The sequence below is a fragment of the Rhodococcus sp. BP22 genome (assembly GCF_014281965.1).
GTDB lineage: Bacteria > Actinomycetota > Actinomycetes > Mycobacteriales > Mycobacteriaceae > Rhodococcoides.
Genome location: NZ_JACFTB010000002.1, coordinates 355,866 through 377,735 on the forward strand (window position 1 = coordinate 355,866; position 21,870 = coordinate 377,735).

A 21,870-nucleotide genomic window follows, 5' to 3' on the forward strand; every position below is an offset into this window, starting at 1 on the left:
CTTGTTCGTTCGTTCGTTCACTCTTCGCGATTTTCGTTCGTGGGATGACGTCACCACTGATCTCGGTCCTGGCTCGGTGGTGTTCGTCGGTCCCAACGGGCATGGGAAGACGAATCTGCTCGAGTCGCTCGGATACCTCTCGACGTTGTCCTCTCACCGTGTGTCCTCGGATGCGCCGCTGATCAGAGCAGGTGCGGAGCGGGCTTTTGCGGGTGCATCGGTGATAAATCAGGGTCGTGAATTGACGATCGATGTCGAGATCCTCGAGGGCCGGGCGAACAAAGCAAGATTGAATAGATCTCCGGTGCGACGGCCTCGTGAAATCCTGGGGGTACTGCGCAGTGTGTTGTTCGCACCCGAGGATCTCGCGTTGGTGCGCGGAGACCCAGGCGAGCGTCGTAGGTATCTCGACGAACTGTTGACGACGCGTCGTCCCCGAATGGCCGCTGTCAGAGCAGATTACGATAAGGTTCTCCGTCAGCGATCGGCATTGCTCAAGACGGCTGGTGGATCCTTGCGACGTGGCTCGAGCTCGAGCGACGGTGTTGGTGCATTGGCGACTCTGGATGTGTGGGATGGGCATCTTGCTGCGCATGGTGCCGAGTTGCTTTCCGCAAGAATCGGTTTGGTGCACGAGCTGACACCTCATGTAGCCGAGTCGTACTCGTCGATTGCGCCGGAGTCACGCCCCGCAACGATCAAGTACCGCAGCAGTCTCGCCGAAGCCCTGCCGCCGGAGTTCTCGGATCCGAATCGCGAACCCGAATCCGATGATGTCGAGGTACTGGAAGCTGCTTTCTTGCATCAACTTTCGACTATGCGTACGCGTGAGATCGAACGTGGAGTCTGCCTGGTCGGACCTCACCGGGACGATCTCGAACTTGGGCTCGGTGATCAGCCGGCGAAAGGCTATGCGAGCCATGGCGAATCGTGGTCCTTCGCGTTGTCGTTGCGGTTGGCGTCATTCGGACTGCTCCGTGCCGAGGGCAGTGACCCGGTCCTGATGCTCGACGATGTATTCGCCGAACTGGATCGCAAACGTCGTAGTGCACTTGCGCGAGTGGCTTCCGGGGCGGAGCAGGTAATCATCACGGCTGCGGTCGCTGAGGACATCCCGGCCGAAATCGATGCCAGACGCTTCGGCGTAGAAGCTGTTCAGGGAGATTCGGGTCGAATCTCCACCATCACGCCCCTCGATGAAAACGTGTGCTGATGACCGATGATGCAGGAAGCAAAGATCCGGAGAACGAACCACGCGGAGTGGATCTCGCTCGACGTGCCCTCGAGGACGCACGTGCGGCGGCAAAGGCGAGTGGTAAGTCCGTGGGGCAGGGACGGTCGTCGCCCAGCGGTGGAGTGCGCGCGCTTCGAGGCCGACGCAAGCGTGGATGGTCCGGGGCCGGACCAGACGATCGCGACCCACAGACACTCGGTTCGGTGGCCGGTTCGATTGCAAAGAACCGTGGATGGTCAGACAAGGTGGCAGAGGGCACGGTGATGGGGCGTTGGCCCACCGTCGTCGGCGAGGATATTGCGGCACACGCTGTCCCTGTCAAGCTCGAGGACAGCGTTTTGAGCATATCGGCGGAGTCGACGGCGTGGGCGACTCAACTTCGGTTGATGCAGGCGCAGATTCTGGCCAAGATCGCCGCCGCGGTCGGCCACGGGATCGTGAAGTCGCTGAAGATCACCGGACCCACCACGAAAAGCTGGCGTAAGGGTGATCGCCACGTCAAGGGCAGGGGTCCCCGAGATACGTATGGGTAAACAGTCGTATCGTGATATTTCACGAGTGGGATTATCATAACTTCGCCGGTGATTCAAGGGTATTGTGGGTGATTGGCCGTTTTCGGATGCGTGTCCACTCGGTTTTACCAAGGCTGTTGGCTCGGGGCAGCCGACTCAGTCGACGAAGGGATGCAGTGTTGCCCAAGAATTTTCGAACTTCGGACCGTAACGGGCACTCGACAGTCGCGGTAACGCACGATGTCGACGCGGCTACGCCGAATGACAGGGTCATTCTGCAGGCCAGGAATGTCTCGTTCGACTGGGGTTCGTTGCCGCTGCACTATGTAGACGCCGATCCGTTGGCGACCCATCTGTTCAACGTGATGCATCTTCTTCTGCCCGAGGGCGAAGAATGGTTCGTCCGGACGTTCAAGGAAGCTCTGCCTTTGATCCATGACGAGCAGCTCAAAGAGGACGTCATCGGATTCATCGGGCAGGAAGCAATGCACGCTCAGGCCCACACGCAGGTCCTCGACCAGCTCACCGCCTACGGAATCGATGTCGAGCCCTACGTCGAGCAAATGCGATTTTTGTTCGGCCGTGCGCTGGGAAACAGGTCCGGACATTCGCGTAACAGCCTGGTGGAGCGGATTGCGCTGATCGCAGCGGTTGAGCATTTGACGGCTTTTCTCGGGGACTGGGTTCTCAATGCCCGTCAGCTCGACGTCGTCGAGTTCGACCCGACCATGTTGGACCTGTTGAGGTGGCACGGGGCTGAAGAAGTCGAGCACCGATCGGTGGCTTTCGAGGTCATGCAGTACTTCGACGTACGACCGGCACGACGGCTGCGGACTTATATTGCCATCGCGCCTACCATGGTGTGGTTCTGGACCCGCGGGGTGCGGTTCTTGATGGATCAGGACCCGACATTGGCAGCTCTATCACCGAAAAAACGCCGCCCTTCATTGCGTGACTATCGCCGGGTTGCTGCTCGAGGGCTCTTTCCGAGTCCGAAGTCGTTGTGGAAAGCATCGCTGCGCTATCTGCGGTCCGATTACCACCCGTCACAGGAAGGATCCACCGCGCAGGCGGTGCAATATCTCGCCACGTCCCCATCTGCCCGCGCAGCAGCACGGTGAGTGCATTGGGGTTTCGTCGCAAGTGGACAAAAATGACGCGGTCGGTCGAGACCTTCCGTGTGGGTCGAGTCATTCCGGGTGATCTGTACGGTCGGGCCGCGTCGGACCAGACGGTGTCGATCGTGACCGACGCCTTGGACAAGTGGTTCGCCCTCCTCGACGACGGGTCGTATTCCAATGAGTACGCTGCGCCGGAAGTAGTGCGTACCGTCTCACTCACTCTCGATCGGCGAGAAATTCTTTGTGTCGACCAGTGCGTGGCGCAGCTGACTTTCCGGTCTTCCGACGGGTCGCCCCTGCCGGCTTGGGCGCCGGGAATGCACCTGGACTTCCATTTGCCTTCGGGAAGGCGTCGTCAGTACTCGTTGTGCGGAGATCCTGGTGACCGCGGCAATTACACCGTTGCGGTGCGGTATATCCCGGACGGAGGCGGTGGATCACAGGAAATGCATGCCCTCGAGGAGGGAGCTGAACTTGTGGTTCGCGGACCACGCAACGGGTTTCCGTTCGTACCGAACGGGCAGGCGATGTTCGTCGCCGGTGGAATCGGGATCACTGCGATCATTCCGATGGTGCGTGCTGCTCGCGAAGTGGGTATGGATTGGCATCTCGTCTACTGTGGTCGTTCTCGTGAATCGATGCCGTTTCTCGACGAGATAGCGACGTGGGATTCCGACCGCGTGACGGTACGCACTGACGATGTCGAAGGTATTCCGTCCGGCCCGACACTGCTCGAGCGCGTGGTCGGCGGTGCAGTCTATTGCTGCGGTCCACCGCCGATGATCGAGTGCGTGCGTACGGCGTTCGACGCGTTCCCTGCCACACATCTGTATTTCGAGCGGTTCTCTGCGCCACCGGTGCGCGGCGGAGTGGAGTTCGAAGTTCAACTCGTGAACTCCGGAACAGTCGTGACCGTTCCGGCGGACAAGACTGTGCTGGAGAAGATTCGGGAGATTCGGCCCGATGTCAGCTACTCCTGCCAGCAGGGATTCTGTGGAACGTGCCGTGTGCGCGTTCTCAGTGGAAGGCCCGAACACCGAGAACACCGGCTGACCTCGGACGAACAGGAGCAGGAAATGTTGATCTGTGTGTCCCGCTCGAGTGGCGACCGGATCGTGCTGGACCTCTGACCCTCGAGGCAGTTCTACTGTCCATCTTTGCCGTCGCACTCCGAGAAAATGCGTCTGTGAGCCATTCAGAGGCCAGTTTGGGGTGTCATTGGCCCCATGCTGCCAGGGCGTACCAGTAGTATAGGGCGGTAACGTAAGGAAGCCCTTCGGATCGACTCAGCCGAACCAGGATGTCCACTGCGAAAGCGGAAGGCGTCCATGACGGTGTGTCGCATCCGTGCCGGGAGCACCACGAGTGTGTTTTCGATGCGGCAGCACCGTGTGGTGCGAGGGGGAGTCGAAGATGCGTAGAAGGAGAACAACCCAACCGTGACTGCCCAAAAGTCAGGTAAAAGCGATAACAAAGATTACGGCGCTTCGTCCATCACGGTCCTCGAGGGGCTCGAAGCAGTACGTAAGAGACCAGGTATGTACATCGGCTCGACCGGTGAGCGAGGTCTGCACCACCTGATTTGGGAGGTTGTCGACAACTCGGTCGACGAGGCGATGGCCGGCTATGCCTCGACCGTGAACGTCACGATTCACGAAGACGGCAGCGTCGAGGTCGAGGACGACGGTCGAGGCATTCCAGTCGGCATGCACTCCTCCGGTGTTCCCACCGTCGAGGTCGTCATGACTCAGTTGCACGCGGGTGGCAAGTTCGATTCGGACTCGTACGCGGTTTCCGGTGGTCTACACGGCGTCGGTATCTCTGTGGTGAACGCGCTGTCCACGAAGGTCGAATTGCAGATCGCACGTGACGGACATCGCTATACCCAAACGTACGACTATGCGAAGCCCGGCCCGCTCGAGACCGTGGGAGAAACCGAAGAGACCGGAACAAAGGTTCGCTTCTGGGCCGACGACAAAATTTTCGAGACCCTCGATTTCAACTTCGAGACCGTGCATCGCCGTCTGCAGGAAATGGCCTTCCTCAACAAGGGTCTGACCATCAACTTCGCCGACGAGCGCATTGCCGTCGCCGAAGTGACCGAAGACGAGCTGGGTGAAACTGCGCTGGCGCCGAAGTCTGCTACCGAGGAACAGGACGAGGCAGCCTCCAAGCCCACCAAGGCGCGGAAACGGACGTATCACTACCCAGACGGTCTCGTCGACTTCGTCAAGCACATCAACGCGAAGAAGACCCCGATCCATACCTCAGTCGTCGGATTCACCGGTAAGGGCACAGGCCACGAGGTCGAGGTCGCGATGCAGTGGAACGCCGGTTACTCCGAGTCGGTTCACACCTTTGCCAACACCATCAACACGCATGAGGGCGGAACCCACGAAGAAGGTTTTCGCACGGCGTTGACGGCGACGGTGAACAAGTACGCCAAGGAAAAGAAGCTCGTCAAGGAGAAGGACGGGAATCTCACCGGCGACGACATTCGTGAAGGATTGGCTGCCGTTCTATCGGTTCGTGTTTCCGAGCCGCAGTTCGAGGGCCAGACGAAGACCAAACTCGGCAACACCGAGGTTCGTTCGTTCGTTCTCAAGGCCTGCAACGAGCATCTCTCGCACTGGTTCGAATCGAACCCGGCCGACGCCAAGACGATCATCAACAAAGCGGTGTCCTCGGCGCAGGCTCGTATGGCTGCGCGCAAAGCGCGAGAAATGGTGCGGCGCAAGAGCGCAACCGACATCGGTGGGCTGCCGGGCAAGCTAGCCGACTGCCGTTCCAACGATCCCAGCAAGTCCGAAATCTACATCGTGGAGGGCGACTCCGCAGGCGGCTCGGCCAAGTCCGGCCGTGACTCGATGTTCCAGGCGATTCTGCCGCTTCGCGGAAAGATCATCAACGTCGAAAAAGCCCGCATCGACCGCGTGCTGAAGAACAACGAAGTCCAGGCAATCATCACCGCCTTCGGTACTGGTATCCACGACGAGTTCGACATCACCAAGCTGCGGTACCACAAGATCGTGCTGATGGCCGACGCCGACGTCGACGGTCAGCACATCTCGACGCTGCTGATGACGTTGCTGTTCCGCTTCATGCGGCCCTTGATCGAACACGGCCACGTCTACCTCGCGATGCCGCCGCTGTACAAACTCAAGTGGAGCCGCGGTGAACCAGATTTCGCGTACTCCGACCTCGAGCGAGACGCTTTGCTCGCGGCAGGTCTGGCCAACAAGCGCAAGATCAACGTCGAAGACGGTGTGCAGCGTTACAAGGGTCTCGGTGAGATGAATCCCAAGGAATTGTGGGAAACGACGATGGATCCGTCGGTGCGCGTCTTGCGTCTGATCACTCTCGACGACGCTGCAGCTGCAGACGAACTCTTCAGCGTATTGATGGGCGAGGACGTGCCCGCTCGTCGCAGTTTCATCGCCCGCAACGCCAAAGATGTTCGCTTTCTTGACGTTTAGTTGATGTCCGTAGGTCGGCCCGCCACTGTCGTGTTGACCTACGGTGACTTTCTCTAGGAGAAAACGCTTATGTCCGATATCACCGAACCACCAGTAGGACCGCCTCCGGGTTCGACCACCAACGCCGAGGGTGGAGACCGGATCGATCCGGTCGACATTCAAGAGGAAATGCAGCGCAGCTACATCGACTACGCGATGAGCGTCATCGTCGGCCGCGCGCTACCCGAGGTCAGAGACGGCCTGAAGCCAGTCCACCGCCGCGTGCTCTACGCCATGTACGACTCGGGCTTCCGTCCCGACCGCAGTTACGTCAAATCCGCACGCCCCGTTGCCGAAACGATGGGTAACTACCATCCGCACGGCGACAGCTCCATCTACGACGCATTGGTCCGTTTGGCACAGCCGTGGTCGATGCGTTACCCGTTGGTCGACGGTCAGGGCAACTTCGGATCGCGCGGCAACGACGGAGCCGCCGCAATGCGTTACACCGAGGCACGCTTGACTCCGCTCGCGATGGAGATGTTGCGCGATATCGACGAGGAAACCGTCGACTTCATTCCCAACTACGACGGCAAAACCCAAGAGCCGACGGTACTTCCGTCGAGGGTGCCCAACTTGTTGATGAACGGGTCCAACGGAATCGCCGTCGGTATGGCCACCAACATTCCTCCGCACAACCTGCGCGAGCTCAGTGAAGCCGTGTTCTGGGCCCTCGATAATTTCGAAGCGGACGAGGAAGCAACCTTGGCCGCGTGCATGGAACGCGTCAAGGGGCCGGACTTCCCGACCCACGGACTCATCGTCGGTGGACAGGGCATCCAGGATGCTTACTCCACCGGCCGCGGATCCATCCGGATGCGCGGCGTCGTGGAAATCGAAGAGGATTCCAACGGTCGCGCAACGATCGTGATCACCGAGCTGCCGTATCAGGTCAACCCGGACAACATGATCACTTCGATCGCCGAGCAGGTACGTGACGGCAAGCTCGGTGGCATCTCGAAGATCGACGACGAGTCCTCGGACCGCGTCGGCCTGCGCATCGTGGTCACCATCAAGCGCGATGCTGTCGCGAAGGTCGTGCTGAACAACCTTTACAAGCACTCCCAGCTTCAGACGAGTTTCGGCGCAAACATGCTCTCGATCGTCGATGGTGTCCCGCGTACCTTGCGTCTCGACCAGATGATTCGCTTCTACGTAGCCCATCAGCTCGAAGTGATCGTCCGTCGTACTCGATACCGGTTGCGCAAAGCGGAGGAGCGCGCACACATCTTGCGTGGACTGGTCAAAGCGCTCGATGCGCTCGACGAGGTCATTGCTTTGATCCGCCGCTCTCCCGACGTCGATTCCGCCCGCACGGGCCTCATCGACCTGCTCGAGGTCGACACGATTCAGGCCGACGCGATCCTCGCGATGCAGCTCCGGCGGCTTGCTGCCCTCGAGCGCCAGAAAATCATCGACGAGTTGGCAGAAATCGAAATCGAGATCGCCGAGCTCGAGGACATCCTTGCCAAGCCTGAACGTCAGCGCCAGATCGTGCGCGACGAACTCGCCGAGATCGTCGAGAAGTTCGGCGACGACCGGCGCACCCGGATCATCGCTTCCGACGGCGACGTCAACGACGAGGATCTGATCGCCCGCGAGAACGTAGTGGTCACCATCACCGAGACCGGCTACGCGAAACGCACCAGGACCGATCTCTACCGTTCTCAGAAGCGCGGCGGCAAGGGCGTTCAGGGTGCGGGGCTCAAACAAGACGACATCGTCAGCAAGTTCTTCGTATGCTCGACGCACGACTGGATTCTCTTCTTCACCACCAAGGGGCGCGTCTACCGTGCGAAGGCTTACGAGCTGCCGGAAGCCAACCGCACCGCGCGTGGTCAGCACGTGGCCAACCTGCTCGCCTTCCAGCCGGACGAGCGGATAGCTCAGGTCATTCAGATCCAGACCTACGAGGATGCGCCGTACCTGGTTCTCGCAACCAAGGGCGGTCTGGTCAAGAAGTCCAAGCTCACCGACTTCGACTCCAACCGAAGCGGCGGCATCGTGGCGGTCAACCTGCGCGGTGAGGACGAATTGGTCGGCGCAGTGTTGGCGTCCTCGGACGACGATCTGCTTCTCGTCTCCGCGCAGGGCCAGTCCATCCGTTTCTCGGCCACCGACGAAGTGCTTCGTCCGATGGGTCGGGCGACGTCCGGTGTGCAGGGCATGCGATTCAACGGTGAAGATCGGCTACTGTCCCTCAATGTCGTCCGCGAAGGGAAGTACCTTCTGGTGGCAACTTCGGGTGGCTACTCGAAGCGGACTGCGATGGAGGACTACCCCCAGCAGGGCCGAGGCGGAAAGGGCGTGCTGACGATTCAGTACGATCCGAAGCGTGGCACGCTGGTGGGGGCTCTTATCGTCGACGATGATGACGAGCTGTATGCCATCACATCCGGGGGCGGCGTCATCCGTACCGCGGCAAAGCAGGTTCGGAAAGCAGGCCGTCAGACGAAGGGCGTTCGGTTGATGAATCTCGGTGAAGGCGACACACTGCTCGCTATTGCCCGCAATGCCGATGAGCCCGAATTGGGCGCTGAGGGCACCGAAGAAGATGCACCGAAGGAGTCGTAGTGAGTACTCCCAACAGGCCCGGTAGCAGGCCGGCCCCGCAGGGCGAACAAGGCGATGCTGCTGCGCGGCAGCCTGCGCGACCGCAACCGGCTGCACGGCCTCCTTCCGCACCGGAGCCCGGGCGTACCCCGCCGCAGCAGGCACCACCGAGGCCGGCCGCGGCAGGAGCGCCGCAGCCGCCGCAGAGTGGTACACGTCCTCCGGCACGGCCGACGCAGGGGCCACAGACCCAGGCACCGGGCCGTCCACCGCAAGGGCCGCCGGCTCAGAGCGCCCCACAGCAAGGACCCCCCCAGCAGGGCGTTCCCGGTCAACGAGCTGACGCGGCAGCCTCGGCCCCAACCGAACAGCGTGCACAGCAGCCCGCCTCACAGCGGCCGCAGAATCCTCCGGGGGCCCCGACTTCACCGGGTGTCCAGCCGCCGGCAGGGGTACAGCCTGCACCTCGACCGACTGCGGCGGAGCCGCCACCGACTCAGGCAGCACCTGCGGTAAAAGGTGTGCCCGAGCGTCCGCGTGAGAAGCCTTCGGCGGTGACGCCTGCTGCAGCGTCGGAATCGGCGCAGCAACCTCCGACGACGGCTCTGCCGAAAGAGCGCACCGATTCTGCGGGTCCGCCGGACGGTGCGGGGGCCGACAGGTCTGCGCAGGGAGCGCCACCGTGGCAACGGGGTCAGGTTCAGGGTCAACACGAGACAGCACATCGTGCGCAGAACCAGCCGCAGACCAATCTGTCGACTCGAACTGGCGCGTTGCCGGCCGGATCGCCTGCCGATGGACCAGTCACTCCCGCCGCGCAAGCTCGTGGCGAAAGTCCCCGTGGCGAAAGTCAGGGGGCGAAGGCTCAGCGGCGGGAAGATGCCAAGTCGAAGGCCGCCGTCATAGACGGTCCGACTCGTCATATCGAACGCAAGGATCTGGCGAAGGACATGCCGGACTTGTCGTCGGTTCGACATCCCGCGCCCACTAGCGAGGCACAGAAGGCTCCTGCCCCTGTTGCGGTTGCTGCACGGGTGGAGGGCGAGCCGCTCCGTGCCACGATTCAGATCCGGAAGATCGATCCGTGGTCGACCCTGAAGATCTCGCTGGTGATCGCGGTGTCCTTGTTCTTCGTCTGGATGGTGGCCGTCGGGCTTCTGTACGCCGTTCTGGACGGCATGGGCGTGTGGGACCGACTGAACAGTGCCTTCACCGAAATCGTCAACGAGGACGGCGGTGGCGGACTGGTGAGTGCGGGCCAGGTGTTCGGCTACGCAGCCGTCATCGGAATCCTCAATGTGGTGTTGTTCACTGCACTGACGACGATCGGATCGTTCATCTACAACTTGTCGTCGGACCTGGTCGGGGGCGTCGAAGTGACGCTCGCGGATCGGGACTGACACGGCGTGAGACGGCACCGCGTCGAGCCGTTTTGGAGTACAGCGGCTCGATGCGGTAACCTCACTCCTCGGTTCGAGGAGAATAATTTCCTCGAATTAATTGGTCCCTGTGACCGAGGTTCGAGGGCCTATAGCTCAGGCGGTTAGAGCGCTTCCCTGATAAGGAAGAGGTCGGAGGTTCAAGTCCTCCTAGGCCCACAACCAGAAGGCGGAGAGGATGAGATTCGTGAAGATTCTCCTCCTCGCCGGTGCGGTTGTGACAGTGTTTCTGACAGTGGTGAAGCTGCGAGCAGTACGTAGTGGAGACGGTGTCTGGCACGAAGTCACAACTGCCTGAACGTCCTATGGCGAGGTGAAACCGGTTGTCAGAGACCGGTTGTTGCAAGAGGTAAGTGAACATGTAACGTGTTGTTCGCTCGCCGGATATACCCGGGGCCTTAGCTCAGTTGGTAGAGCGCTGCCTTTGCAAGGCAGATGTCAGGAGTTCGAATCTCCTAGGCTCCACAGTTTCACGAAGACACAAGATGACGTCCAGCACCAGCTGGGCGTCATCTTTTTTGTCTGCCGGATACGGTGAATATTCGAGCTGATCGCCTCGACACACCGATCTCGAGAGTGATTTCTCCGGCGACTTCTCTACCGGATCAAGTGTCGTCTGTAAGTGTTAGGGTCCGGCACGTAGAGCGCGCGTCTGCCTACATTTCACATGACGCGACCATGGGAGGTGGCCATGCCGAATCGAAGTCGACGAAGCATGCATTTGGGACGCCTCCGCGTGTGCACGTGCGGGGCCATTCGCGCGTGAGAAAACTCGAGCTCGATGAAGCGGCCCTGACACTGCTTGTTTTCGTCGTGGGAACGACGCTTCTTTCCATCGCTGGTGGAAGCGCATCGTGGGGCCAACTGGGGGCGACGGGTCGGCTCGCAGTTCTCGCGGCGTCGGCTCTCGGTATCGCGTCCGCGGTAGTGCTTCTGAGATCGAAGCAGCCGAGCCCGAAGCGCACCATCGGCAGTGTCACGTTTATGGCGACCCTCGCTCTGGCGTTGACGGCGTCCGTCAGTACCGCCCTGCCGACCCTCCTCGTCAGCGTGCAGTCCGCGATGTTCCTGGGTATGCATGTCGGGGCGTTCTGGTCCGAGCGTAATGCGGGCATATGGGCTGCGTTCGTCGCGCTTTCGACGGTAGTGGGTACCTCTGTCGCACCGTACGACTCGCCGTTCATCGCATACATCCTGATTGCGCTCGGCGTAGTCGGCTCCACCGAAGTATTCGGTACCTTCGCCCGGCGTATGCGTTATTCGGCGACCCACGACGTTCTGACGGGGCTTCTCAACCGCTTCGGATTCGAATCCAAGATAGACAAGATGCTCCCGGCCTGCGCTGCTCGCGGGTTGTCGGTCAGCGTGGCTGTGCTCGATCTGGACAACTTCAAGCAGATCAACGATGAATACGGGCACATCGCGGGTGACGTGTTGCTCTCACGCCTGTCGAAGGCATGGAAAGCCGAGCTCACGCGACGGGACGTGCTCGGCCGACTCGGGGGCGACGAGTTCGTGCTGTTCATGCCGGGCGTTCACGAGGCAGAGGCCTGGCACATCATCGAGCGGCTTCGGCGCGCACATCGTGCCGAGTGGAGTGTCGGGCTGGTCTGCATGCCTGCTACGTGTCGTTGGGCGGAGATATACCGGTCGGCCGACGCAGATCTTTATCGCGCCAAGCGCAGCAGACCGGTAGCGCCAAGGCAGCCCGGCCCGGCTGAAACCGAGTCCACCGGCGAACCGGAGTGGAGAATACAGCGCTGACGCACCGCCGTCAGATTCATCCACAGCCTGTGGATAGATTCAGCCTGGCGAGCTGAAAAAAGTGTTGACTGTGTTCTCACGTCGACCGACCGGACGACGATCGGGCAGTCGACGGGGATGTGCGCATGGTTACCTGGAGTGACATTCGGCAATGGGACCCGGAAAAGATAGGGCTGCTTGCGTGCACACTGGCCCGCACGTCAGACGGGCTGATGCAGGATATGGCTACTCTCGAGCGATTGTCCGAGACCCTAGAGTGGACAGGGGCAGCCGCGGATGCAGCGCGCACAGAAATTCACAGCCTTCGTGATGGGTATGTTCGCGGCGCCGATCAGCTGATGTCGATCGGAACCTGTGTCGAGGATCTTGGCTATGCGATGTACCCGCTCGTGGCTTCGGTTCTCGACTGCGACCGCGAGGCCCAGGACAGTGATGCCGACATCACCGATGACGGCGGGGTTGTGGATCGAATGCCGCTGTACTCCAGCGCGTCCGAAGATGCATGGAGCCTCGGTCGTGATCGGCTCAGACGAATACGCGACCTGCGGGAAAGAGCTACCGAACTTCTGACGCGTGCTCGATACCTCGACTCGCAGGGCGCCGCGACTCTGCGGACACTGTCCGATTCGGTATCGGCAACAGGAGCGGACGTCTCCACGATCCCCGCTGCTGCAACAGAATTCCGAACAGCAGCTCCGACCGAGACAGCAGTACCTATGGGAAGGAGTGCGCCCGCAAACGCCGCATTCTGGGATTCGCTCACGATGGCTGAGCGGACCCGACTGCTGGTCGATCGACCCGATCTGATCGGAAACCTGGACGGGATTCCGGCGATGGTCCGGGATTCGGCAAACCGTCGGATGCTCGTTCGTGAAAGAACCCGCCTCGAAACAGTTGCCGACGACCTCCAGAATCGCTTGAACAACAACATCTTCGGTGGGATGTTGGACAATGCCGATGCGGGGTTGGCGCAGACACGTAAGCGTTTGGCTGCGCTCGACGCGATCACGGCCACCCTCGACCAGGGTGATCGCCAATTGCTGGTCCTGGACAATCGTAGTGGCGAGGACACCCTGGCCGCGATCGCGGTGGGAAATGTCGACGCCGCTACGCACGTGGCGGTGTTCGTACCCGGCCTCGACTCGGATGTCCAAGGGGACTTGCGGCGATACGACGGCGATATGGACTCATTGAAAAAGACTGTCGAACAACTACTTCCAAAGGATCCGCCGGAGACCGTGGCGTGCGTGACATGGATGAACTACGAGGCTCCGCACCTCGGGTGGAACCTGTTGAACCCGAACCGTTCGGTCGTCTCAGGCTCGGCGGCAATCGCCGGCGGAGAGCGGTTGTCGGCATTTCTCGACGGACTCGATGCCGCGCGTGCCGAGGATCCACATTTGTCTTTGCTCGGTCATTCCTACGGTTCGCTCACCGCCGCGTATTCGATCCGCGGTGCCGACGACACGGGCGTCGACGATTTGGTTGTTCTCGGGTCGCCAGGGCTGGGAACCGGGACTGTCGCCGACTTGTCCATACCGCCAGGTCACGTCTTCGTCGGTGAAGCATCCGACGACAGGGTCGCGGACCTCGGGGCCTTCGGCACCGATCCGAGCCATCTCGACGGCACGGAAAAGCTTCCTACCGAAGGCTCGGGATATCTACCGGCCGAGGGACATGGAGGGTATTTCGCCGAGGGCACCACGGCGCAGCACAACAGCGCGCTGGTCGTTGCCGGGCGTGCTTCCGAATTAGGCGGAGGCTGACCGGCAACGACCGACCGCCATCGCTAGGGGTGCTCGAGGGCGCCGGGCTGCCCGTCGGCAGCGCGAGTGGCCTCCGACTCGTAGTCGGCGAGACTGGGCGGCGCGTCAGCGGGCGGCTGGAAAGTGTTGCGACGTCGAGTGGCGAGAACTGTGACGCCGGCGACTGCCCCGAACAACGCTCCGAATACCAAGATCCGCTTCGTACGAGGTGAGACGCGAGGTCCGCCTTTCCGCTGGGCTGGACCGCGCTGCTTACGTCGGGCAATTTCGCGTCGGGCAAGCTTCAGTCCCCGGGTGGAGAGTTGGAGTCCGACGCCCGCTGCACCGCCACCGAAAACTTTCGCAGCATGCACGGCAGAGCCACCAGTGGTCACCGCAATTCCACGAATCCGGCCGGATTTCGATGTGCTCGTCATGCCTTCACTGTTCCATATGCAGGCGTAGAGCCAGGAATGAACACATCGAAGGACCGTTGCCGACCGCTCGGTAGCGCGTCAATGGCACGATGGAGGGGTGACTTCACCAAACAAGACCTCCACTGCCACGTTGCACACCAACCACGGCGACATCATCATCGATCTTTTCGGCAACCACGCGCCGAAGACGGTCGAGAATTTCGTCGGGCTCGCGGACGGATCGAAGGAATACACCTCGACGAACGCGTCCGGCGGAAAGACCGGACCGTTCTACGACGGTGCCGTCTTCCACCGCGTCATCGACGGCTTCATGATCCAGGGCGGAGACCCCACCGGAACGGGTTCGGGTGGACCGGGCTACAAGTTCGGCGACGAATTCCACCCCGAGCTCTCGTTCGACCGCCCCTACCTGCTGGCCATGGCCAACGCGGGTCCGGGAACGAACGGATCGCAGTTCTTCATCACCACCGGCAAGACCCCGCACCTGAACCGCAAGCACTCCATCTTCGGCGAGGTGACGGACGAGGCGTCGAAGAAGGTAGTCGATTCCATCTCCGGAACTGCTGTCGGCCGCGGCGATCGTCCCGTCGAGGATGTCGTCATCACCAGCGTCACCATTGCGTGATCGCTCTCTCCTGAGAATCGTTCACATCACCAATTTCAGTGCTCGAAAAAATTCACCGTAGAGGAACCACACCATGACCTACCCCGGCTGGGGTGGCGCGCCCGGCGATCAGCCAACCCCACCCCAGTCGAGGTGCGTCCGGCATCCCGATCGAACTACCGGACTGGCGTGTTCGCGATGCGGACGCCCTGCGTGCGCCGAATGTCTACGACCTGCAGCAGTCGGGCAGCACTGCGTCGACTGCGTGCGTGACGCCAATGCTTCGGTACGGCCGATCCGGACCGTGGCCGGTGCTCGGGCGGGATCGACGTACGGACTCGTCACGTACATCCTCATGGCCCTCAACGTCCTCGTCTTCGCGGTGACGGCGATGCAATCGCGCGATGTGATGGGCAATACCGACGCGTCGCCACTGTTCAATGCCTGGGCGCTGTTCCCACCATCGGTAGCCACCGGTGACGTCGAGCGCCTCATCGGCAGCGGCTTCCTGCACATTGGGCCGATCCACCTACTCGTCAACATGTTCGCGTTGTACATCATCGGCCGCGACGTCGAGATGATTCTCGGCCGAAGCCGATACCTGGCGGTCTACCTCGTTTCGCTACTCGGCGGCAGTGCCTCGGTCATGGTCCTCGAGGCCCCGATCACCGTCACCGCAGGGGCTTCCGGCGCGATCTTCGGACTGTTGGGTGCGCAAGCGGTCATTCTGCTGAAGCTTCGCCGCAGCCCGACGCCGATTCTTGTAGTGATCGGCCTCAATATCTTCATCAGTATTTCGATACCCGGAATTTCGCTCTGGGGACACATGGGTGGCCTCGTCGCCGGTGCTGCCGCGACCGCCGGCAGCGTGTTTCTGCCCAGCCGCCTGCGAACTCCTCACATCGGGTGGATCGCCGTCGGTGCCGTCGCAGCCGTATGCGTCGCAGTCATCGCAGTTCGCGTACTGTCGCTTCGCTCGATGATGGGTCTGTAAAACTCCTCCGGCACCGTCGGAACAACCCGCTCGGCTCGTCAGCCCGCGGGTACGAACCCGTGCCGGACGAGCTCGTCGAACACTGTCTCCGGGCTGGTTCCGAGATCCCAGCGACCGAAGATGATCAGCCGATCCTCGTTGTCGCCCGCGCGTTGGACGTCGATTTCGATCATCGGCACTCGCCGCCCGAGTCGTGGGTATCGAGCGAGCTTTATTCGCACGATCTCGCTCGGGACGTATACCTGCACTCCCGACAGGCGCTTCATCGACAGTGTTCCGTCGACGATCGCCAGCCTCGGCCGCTGCAGGGCAGCGAGTCCCGCGATCGTCCACAGGCCGATAGCCGCAATCGAGATGAGAAGTCGGCCCGTGGCGTCGGTACCGGTCAACAATGCCGCTCCGAACAGTGCGAATCCGCCCAAGATCATCGCGATAACGGCCGAAAGAGGCGTCGCCCAGCTCAATCTATCCACAGGCTGTGGAGACTCGGAAAAGTTATCCACAGGCTTTATCCACATTGGGGATGAATGACACGCGTGTAACTAACTGTCGACGGGACCCGGTCATCGCCATTTCATGGTCATGACGAGACCGACAACCATGAAGCCGAAACCGATCAGAAAGTTCCACGCACCGAGGTCGTTCATCCACGAGATATTGTCGGCAGCCAAGTAGTACACGATGAGCCATAGCAGCCCTACCAGCATGAACCCGAGCATCACCGCCACGAAAAGTGGGCTCGACGGCCCGGCCTTCAGCGATCCGGGGGATCTGGTGCCGGGTGCGATGGTGTAGTCCTTCTTCTTCCGAACCTTCGATTTCGGCATGTTCAACCCTTCGTAGTGTGCTGACGCTCGTACAGACGACTGACCGGTACACGACCCGTCAACCTGTGGATAACGGTTGTGGACAACCGCAACAGGTAGCGTCCTCGCTAGTAGAGTTTCGCACTGTTATTGCCCCAACACTGCTTTGCCTGGCGTTGTTATCCACAGGCCCGGTTTTTTCGGACCGGTCACCATATGCCCATACACGCTAGCTCAGCGCAATCTCACGAGAGAGCATCGGATGAAACCATGATCGAGGAATCGACCACCAGAGAGCGCTTCGCGGCGCGTGGCTGGCAGATCCTGGTCCTCGTCGTGTGCCTTGTCGTCGGGGTACTCCTGGCGACCACCAGGGTCGTATCTCAAGGTGACGAAATCCGGCGAAGCGACACCACCAGGTTGTCGGATCTGGTCGGGGCAGCCCAGAGCAGCAGTGACGACGCCGAGTCGATCAGAAACGATCTGGCCCGGCAGGTCGACGACCTGCAGCGCACAGCGGGTTCCTCCGACGTCGAAGTGGGACGTGCGCTGGCCGCGGCCGATCCGCTCGCCGCCCAGGCGGGGATTGAGCCGGCATCGGGGTCAGGTGTGGTCGTGACGTTGACCGACGCAGCCCGGGGCCCGGACGGGCGGTACGCATCGGACGCATCGCCGGACGACCTCGTCGTGCATCAACAGGACGTGCAAAGTGTGCTCAATGCACTGTGGACCGGCGGCGCGTCGGCAATGGCCATGCAGGATCAACGGATCACGAGCCAGGTCGCGCCGCGCTGCATCGGTAACACGCTTCTGCTGGGTGGGCGCACGTATAGTCCGCCGTACGTGGTGACGGCCTTGGGAGACCCCGAGCGACTCTCTGCGGCCCTCGCCAACAATCCGGGTGTTCGGGTGTTTCGGCAGTATGCGCTTCGTTACGGGCTGGGTTTCGAAGAAACACGTTCCGACGCCCTGACCGTGCCCGGCTACACCGGACCGATACGGATCGGATTCGCCCAGCCTGCGCGGTGAGCGCCTCTGCAGTAGTCCGCCACAGCTTCGCTAAGGACGTCGGGGCGATTCGTGCTCGACGCGCTCACCTATCCTTGCCCCATGCGCATTCTGGTCGTCGACAACTACGACAGCTTCGTTTTCAACCTCGTCCAGTACCTGGGCCAACTGGGAGTCGACGCGACCGTCTGGCGTAACGACGACGACAGATTGACCGACCGGGCCGCCGTCGTTGCGGACTTCGACGGCATTCTGCTCAGCCCAGGGCCGGGGACACCGCACCGAGCGGGAGCCACGATGGATCTTGTGACCGCGGCGGCTGCGTCCGGTACTCCACTGCTCGGGGTGTGTCTGGGACACCAGGCAATCGGTGCGGCCTTCGGTGCGACCGTCGACCGCGCGCCCGAACTACTGCACGGAAAGACCAGCATCATCCACCACACGGGCGTCGGCGTCCTCGAGGGACTACCCGAGCCGTTCACCGCTACTCGATACCACTCACTGACCGTCGTCGAGGACACCATCCCCGATGAACTCGAGGTGACCGGACGCACCGACTCCGGCCTCGTGATGAGCATGCGCCATCGGACGTTGCCGATACACGGCGTCCAGTTCCACCCCGAGTCGATTCTCACTCAGGGTGGCCACCGGATGCTGTCCAACTGGCTCGCCGTGTGCGGACTCGAGCAGGACGAGCGCCTCGTGGTCGAACTCGAGGCGCAGGTCGCACTCGCGTTCAGCTGACGCTCTACTTACCGGGGCGGAATTCCCAGGGTTCCCACCTTCACGTTGAGCGACTGGGACTTGGTGATTTCCGATCCGGCGGGTTCGGCCTGATTGACGATCCGCCCCACCAGGGTCGGGTCGAGCTGACTCTGCGGGGTCGAAGTGATGTTGGCTGAGGTACCCGTCCATCCGGCTGCCTCGAGTGTCGACAGTGCTTGCGCAGGCGTCATCCCGACAAGATCGGGCATGGGGATCTTGTCGCCGTTCGACACGCGCAGTGTCACAGTTTCACCTTCAGTGGCGTTCGATCCACCTGCCGGGCTCGTCGAGACGACCTGACCTATGGTCTGGCCCGAGTCGATGTTCTCGATCTGGACCTTGAAGCCGGCGGCCTCGATGTTGAGACGCGCAACGTCGACCTGCTGGCTAGTGACATCGGGGACACGGATCTGCGACGGGCCACTGCCCAACGTGATCTTGACGGCGGAGCCGACGGTGATGCCGACACCGGTCGACGGATTCTGTTCGACCACCTTGTCGAGATTCTCTGGTGTCGAAGCCGCCCGTGCCACGGAAGAGTCGAGTTCGAGACCGATCGCGGACAATGCCTGAGTTGCCTGTTGAGCAGTCTTGCCGGCCAACGCCGGAACCTGCACCTGCTCCGGACCGGTCGAGATATCGAGGTCGACCGTGCTCGGCAAATCGACCTGCGTTCCAGCGGGTGGCTGCGACGCGATGACTCTCCCCGCGGCGATCGTGGGATCGGGCTTCTCGCGGGTCTGGACTCGAAGTCCTAGGTCTGCAAGAGCGGAAGTCGCCTCCGCGGTCGTGAGATTTGCGACGGTGGGGATGGCGACTCGTTCCGGTGAGGAATCACCGCCGAGAGACAACAGGAACGCGGTGATGATGGCGACCACGACTATCGCTGCCAGCGCGATCACTGCTATTCGCAGTCCTCGACGCTTCGAGGTGTTGTCTTCGCCGCGTTGCGCCGGAGGCTGCTCGGCCGGCCGGTCGGTGTCACCCGATCGGAACTGTGACTCCCGCGAGTCCATCGAGCCGAGGATCGTGGTGCGGTCCTCGTCGTTCATGACGGTGGGCGCCGAGGGGCGTTGCCCGCCGAGCACTCGCACCAAATCGGTGCGCATGTCCGCTGCCGACTGGTAGCGGTTGGCGGGGTTCTTGGCCATGGCCTTGAGAATGATCGAGTCGAGCTCCCGCGGGATCGCAGAATTGACCGAGGATGGTAGTTGCGGATCTTCCCGCACATGCTGATACGCGACGGCCACTGGCGAGTCACCCTTGAACGGGGGCTCACCGGTCAGGACCTCGAACAGGACGCAACCGAGCGAATACACGTCCGAGCGGGCGTCCACCTGCTCGCCTCTGGCCTGTTCGGGGGACAGGTATTGAGCTGTGCCGATCACTGCGGCGGTCTGCGTCATCGGACTCGCGCTGTCCGCAATCGCGCGGGCGATACCGAAGTCCATCACCTTGACGGCACCGGCGTTGTTGATCATGATGTTCGCTGGTTTGACGTCGCGATGCACGATTCCGTTGCGATGACTGAAGTCGAGAGCCGCACAGACGTCGGCGATGACCTCCATCGCGTGGCGCGGTGTCATCGGACCGTCGGCGCGGACGATGTCACGCAAAGTATTGCCGTCGACGTACTCCATGACGATGAACGGCAGCGGACCGGCTTCGGTCTCGGCCTCACCGGTGTCGTAGACCGCCACGATCGCCGGATGGTTGAGAGCTGCGGCGTTCTGTGCCTCGCGTCGGAACCGAAGATAGAACGTGGGATCGCGAGCGAGATCTGCTCGCAGCACCTTGATGGCTACATCACGGTCGAGTCGACTGTCGCGCGCAAGGTGGACCTCGGACATGCCACCGAAGCCGAGAATCTCACCCAACTCGTAGCGGGAGGAGAGATTGCGGGGAGTCGTCATGGTTGTCCTTGTCGATCAGGTCCGAGTTTAGGTGTGGAGGCGCCGCCGGGCGCGGTGTCACCGGTATCTTCTTCGTCACCGGCACCGGGCAGCGACGGGAGGGTCAACTGCGGCAAGGTGAACCCACCGCTCGTCGTCGTCGCCGCTGGGGCCGTCGTCGTGGTGGTCGGTGGCGCGGTGGTCGTGGTCGGCGGTTCCGTCGTGGTGGTCGTCGGTGGCGGCGTGGTTGTGGTGGTGGTTTCCCTGGTGGTGGTCGGTTCCGTGGTGGTCGGTTCCGTGGTGGTGGTGGTCGTCGTGGTCGGGGCAGGCTTCGACGTCGGCGGCGTGAACGGCGCCTGCGATCCCTGTCCTCCCGTCAGCAACACGTAGCCACCGATGATGACCGCCAGCACCAGGAGACCAGCGCCACCCCAAGCAAGGGCCTTCTGGGCAGAAGTCATCCCCGTCGGTTCCGGCGTGGCGGGAACCGCAGCGCCCGTGGACGGCCCGGTGTAACGGTTCTGCGACGTCGGCATCATCTGAGTGCTGTCGGGATTGGCGCCTGCAGCGGCCACGACCCCAGGCATCAGAACACGGCCGGTGCCAGGACCCCGACCGTTGCCGGGAGCTGGTGGTCGTCGACCGGCACGCACTGCGGCAACAGCGTCCGCGAACTCACCGCCGTTCGCGTACCGGGCCGCGGGATCCTTGGCCATCGTGATTTCGATGAGCTCGCGCACCGATGGCGGCAGGTCTGCGGGCAACGGCGCAGGCAGTTCGCGGACATGCTTCATCGCGACGGTGAGAGCACCGTCACCGACGAACGGCCGCGTGCCCGAGAGCACCTCATAGCCCACCACGCCGAGGGAGTAGACGTCGCTCGCCGAGGTAGCTTCGTCGCCGAGAGCCTGCTCAGGAGCAATGTACTGGGCTGTCCCCATGACCATGCCGGTCTTGGTGACCGGGGAGGCGTCGACGGCCTTGGCGATGCCGAAGTCGGTGATCTTCACCTGACCTGCGGGGGTGATCAGAATGTTGCCCGGCTTGACGTCGCGGTGTACGACACCTGCCGTGTGCGCGATCTGTAGCGATCGACCGGTCTGCTCGAGCATATCGAGGGCATGCCCGAGTGGCAGCTTCCCGATCCGTCCGAGCACAGCGTTGAGCGGTTCACCGTTGACGAGTTCCATGACGAGATAGGCCAGGGACTCGCCTGCTTCGTCGCGCGTCTCGCCGTAGTCGTAGACCCCGGCGATACCGGGGTGGTTGAGCTGCGCCGTAGTGCGCGCCTCGAAACGGAAGCGCTCCAAGAACTCCGGATCCTCGGAGAACTCGGCTTTGAGAACCTTGACGGCAACCTTGCGGTCGAGACGATTGTCCATCGCCTCCCACACCTGGCCCATACCGCCCGTGGCGATCAGCCGTAGGAGGCGATAGCGCTGTGCGATGACGGCACCATTTTTCAGTGGCATGTTCTCAGG

Annotated in this window: 19 protein-coding genes and 2 tRNA genes; 16 read left to right on the plus strand and 5 right to left on the minus strand. The window is 61.9% G+C overall.

Annotated features, from left to right (window positions below):
* Position 1 precedes the first annotated feature (1 nt).
* The 12 genes from recF (at position 2) to H2510_RS06180 (ending at position 13,904) form a co-directional block, all read left to right on the plus strand.
* Positions 2 to 1,213 carry a DNA replication/repair protein RecF gene (gene recF, locus H2510_RS06130; RefSeq protein ID WP_186627437.1) on the plus strand — a complete coding sequence of 404 codons (1,212 nt, stop codon included), beginning with the start codon at positions 2 to 4 and terminating at the stop codon, positions 1,211 to 1,213.
* The gene (locus tag H2510_RS06135; RefSeq protein ID WP_084348340.1) at positions 1,213 to 1,767 is read left to right on the plus strand and encodes a DUF721 family protein; all 555 of its coding nucleotides are present in this window, start codon (positions 1,213 to 1,215) and stop codon (positions 1,765 to 1,767) included. The genes recF and H2510_RS06135 overlap by 1 nt, the downstream gene beginning before the upstream one ends.
* Positions 1,768 to 1,925: 158 nt before the next feature.
* Positions 1,926 to 2,867 carry a metal-dependent hydrolase gene (locus H2510_RS06140; protein ID WP_397517322.1) on the plus strand — a complete coding sequence of 314 codons (942 nt, stop codon included), beginning with the start codon at positions 1,926 to 1,928 and terminating at the stop codon, positions 2,865 to 2,867.
* A 32-nt stretch (positions 2,868 to 2,899) separates the two neighbouring features.
* Complete coding sequence (locus H2510_RS06145; RefSeq protein ID WP_186627438.1) at positions 2,900 to 3,997, plus strand: PDR/VanB family oxidoreductase; 1,098 nt, start codon at positions 2,900 to 2,902, stop codon at positions 3,995 to 3,997.
* Positions 3,998 to 4,306: 309 nt separating this feature from the next.
* On the plus strand, positions 4,307 to 6,343 hold the full coding sequence (gyrB, locus tag H2510_RS06150; RefSeq protein ID WP_186627439.1) for a DNA topoisomerase (ATP-hydrolyzing) subunit B: 2,037 nt from the start codon (positions 4,307 to 4,309) through the stop codon (positions 6,341 to 6,343).
* Between the two features lie 69 nt (positions 6,344 to 6,412).
* Positions 6,413 to 8,956, plus strand: a complete 2,544-nt coding sequence (gene gyrA / locus H2510_RS06155) for a DNA gyrase subunit A (RefSeq protein ID WP_186627440.1) — start codon at positions 6,413 to 6,415, stop codon at positions 8,954 to 8,956.
* Between the two features lie 500 nt (positions 8,957 to 9,456).
* A complete protein-coding gene (locus H2510_RS20620) occupies positions 9,457 to 10,335 on the plus strand; it encodes a DUF3566 domain-containing protein (protein WP_315901258.1) in 879 nt (292 codons plus the stop codon).
* Positions 10,336 to 10,459: 124 nt separating this feature from the next.
* Positions 10,460 to 10,533 (plus strand) — tRNA-Ile (locus H2510_RS06165).
* A 28-nt stretch (positions 10,534 to 10,561) separates the two neighbouring features.
* Positions 10,562 to 10,672, plus strand: coding sequence for a DLW-39 family protein (locus tag H2510_RS20625; RefSeq protein WP_222438355.1), 111 nt, complete (start codon positions 10,562 to 10,564; stop codon positions 10,670 to 10,672).
* 94 nt (positions 10,673 to 10,766) lie between these two features.
* Positions 10,767 to 10,839 (plus strand) — tRNA-Ala (locus H2510_RS06170).
* A 297-nt stretch (positions 10,840 to 11,136) separates the two neighbouring features.
* A complete protein-coding gene (locus H2510_RS06175) occupies positions 11,137 to 12,138 on the plus strand; it encodes a GGDEF domain-containing protein (protein ID WP_315901259.1) in 1,002 nt (333 codons plus the stop codon).
* A gap of 239 nt (positions 12,139 to 12,377) precedes the next feature.
* Positions 12,378 to 13,904, plus strand: coding sequence for an alpha/beta hydrolase family protein (locus H2510_RS06180; protein WP_261392764.1), 1,527 nt, complete (start codon positions 12,378 to 12,380; stop codon positions 13,902 to 13,904).
* A 23-nt stretch (positions 13,905 to 13,927) separates the two neighbouring features.
* Here H2510_RS06180 and H2510_RS06185 read toward each other — a convergent pair whose 3' ends face one another.
* Complete coding sequence (locus H2510_RS06185) at positions 13,928 to 14,320, minus strand: hypothetical protein (RefSeq protein ID WP_186627444.1); 393 nt, start codon at positions 14,318 to 14,320, stop codon at positions 13,928 to 13,930.
* 97 nt (positions 14,321 to 14,417) lie between these two features.
* On the opposite strand from H2510_RS06185, the gene H2510_RS06190 reads away from it, so the two are divergent.
* On the plus strand, positions 14,418 to 14,945 hold the full coding sequence (locus tag H2510_RS06190) for a peptidylprolyl isomerase (protein ID WP_186627445.1): 528 nt from the start codon (positions 14,418 to 14,420) through the stop codon (positions 14,943 to 14,945).
* 73 nt (positions 14,946 to 15,018) lie between these two features.
* Positions 15,019 to 15,918 carry a rhomboid family intramembrane serine protease gene (locus H2510_RS06195; RefSeq protein ID WP_186627446.1) on the plus strand — a complete coding sequence of 300 codons (900 nt, stop codon included), beginning with the start codon at positions 15,019 to 15,021 and terminating at the stop codon, positions 15,916 to 15,918.
* Positions 15,919 to 15,956: 38 nt separating this feature from the next.
* On the opposite strand, the gene H2510_RS06200 is transcribed toward H2510_RS06195, so the two are convergent.
* Positions 15,957 to 16,436: a PH domain-containing protein gene (locus tag H2510_RS06200; protein WP_186627447.1), complete on the minus strand. Its 480-nt coding sequence runs from the start codon at positions 16,434 to 16,436 to the stop codon at positions 15,957 to 15,959.
* Positions 16,437 to 16,481: 45 nt separating this feature from the next.
* A complete protein-coding gene (gene crgA, locus H2510_RS06205) occupies positions 16,482 to 16,745 on the minus strand; it encodes a cell division protein CrgA (RefSeq protein WP_186627448.1) in 264 nt (87 codons plus the stop codon).
* A 249-nt stretch (positions 16,746 to 16,994) separates the two neighbouring features.
* Here crgA and H2510_RS06210 point away from each other — a divergent pair, with 249 nt between their 5' ends.
* Both H2510_RS06210 and H2510_RS06215 read left to right on the plus strand, forming a co-directional pair.
* Positions 16,995 to 17,753: a DUF881 domain-containing protein gene (locus H2510_RS06210; RefSeq protein WP_186627449.1), complete on the plus strand. Its 759-nt coding sequence runs from the start codon at positions 16,995 to 16,997 to the stop codon at positions 17,751 to 17,753.
* 81 nt (positions 17,754 to 17,834) lie between these two features.
* Complete coding sequence (locus tag H2510_RS06215) at positions 17,835 to 18,476, plus strand: aminodeoxychorismate/anthranilate synthase component II (protein WP_186627450.1); 642 nt, start codon at positions 17,835 to 17,837, stop codon at positions 18,474 to 18,476.
* An 8-nt stretch (positions 18,477 to 18,484) separates the two neighbouring features.
* Here H2510_RS06215 and pknB read toward each other — a convergent pair whose 3' ends face one another.
* Positions 18,485 to 20,410 (minus strand): Stk1 family PASTA domain-containing Ser/Thr kinase, encoded by a 1,926-nt coding sequence (pknB, locus tag H2510_RS06220; RefSeq protein WP_186627451.1) that lies wholly within the window; start codon positions 20,408 to 20,410, stop codon positions 18,485 to 18,487.
* On the minus strand, positions 20,407 to 21,861 hold the full coding sequence (locus H2510_RS06225; protein WP_186627452.1) for a serine/threonine-protein kinase: 1,455 nt from the start codon (positions 21,859 to 21,861) through the stop codon (positions 20,407 to 20,409). Before H2510_RS06225 ends, pknB begins: the two co-directional genes overlap by 4 nt.
* Positions 21,862 to 21,870 lie beyond the last annotated feature (9 nt).

Coding starts and splice junctions, on each gene's coding strand:
- H2510_RS06135 (WP_084348340.1), top strand. CDS start 1,213: ATGACCGATGATGCAGGAAGCAAAGATCCGGAGAACGAACCACGCGGA.
- H2510_RS06145 (WP_186627438.1), top strand. CDS start 2,900: ATGACGCGGTCGGTCGAGACCTTCCGTGTGGGTCGAGTCATTCCGGGT.
- gyrA (WP_186627440.1), top strand. CDS start 6,413: ATGTCCGATATCACCGAACCACCAGTAGGACCGCCTCCGGGTTCGACC.
- H2510_RS06185 (WP_186627444.1), bottom strand. CDS start 14,320: ATGACGAGCACATCGAAATCCGGCCGGATTCGTGGAATTGCGGTGACC.
- H2510_RS06195 (WP_186627446.1), top strand. CDS start 15,019: ATGACCTACCCCGGCTGGGGTGGCGCGCCCGGCGATCAGCCAACCCCA.
- H2510_RS06200 (WP_186627447.1), bottom strand. CDS start 16,436: ATGTGGATAAAGCCTGTGGATAACTTTTCCGAGTCTCCACAGCCTGTG.
- crgA (WP_186627448.1), bottom strand. CDS start 16,745: ATGCCGAAATCGAAGGTTCGGAAGAAGAAGGACTACACCATCGCACCC.
- H2510_RS06210 (WP_186627449.1), top strand. CDS start 16,995: ATGATCGAGGAATCGACCACCAGAGAGCGCTTCGCGGCGCGTGGCTGG.
- H2510_RS06215 (WP_186627450.1), top strand. CDS start 17,835: ATGCGCATTCTGGTCGTCGACAACTACGACAGCTTCGTTTTCAACCTC.
- pknB (WP_186627451.1), bottom strand. CDS start 20,410: ATGACGACTCCCCGCAATCTCTCCTCCCGCTACGAGTTGGGTGAGATT.
- H2510_RS06225 (WP_186627452.1), bottom strand. CDS start 21,861: ATGCCACTGAAAAATGGTGCCGTCATCGCACAGCGCTATCGCCTCCTA.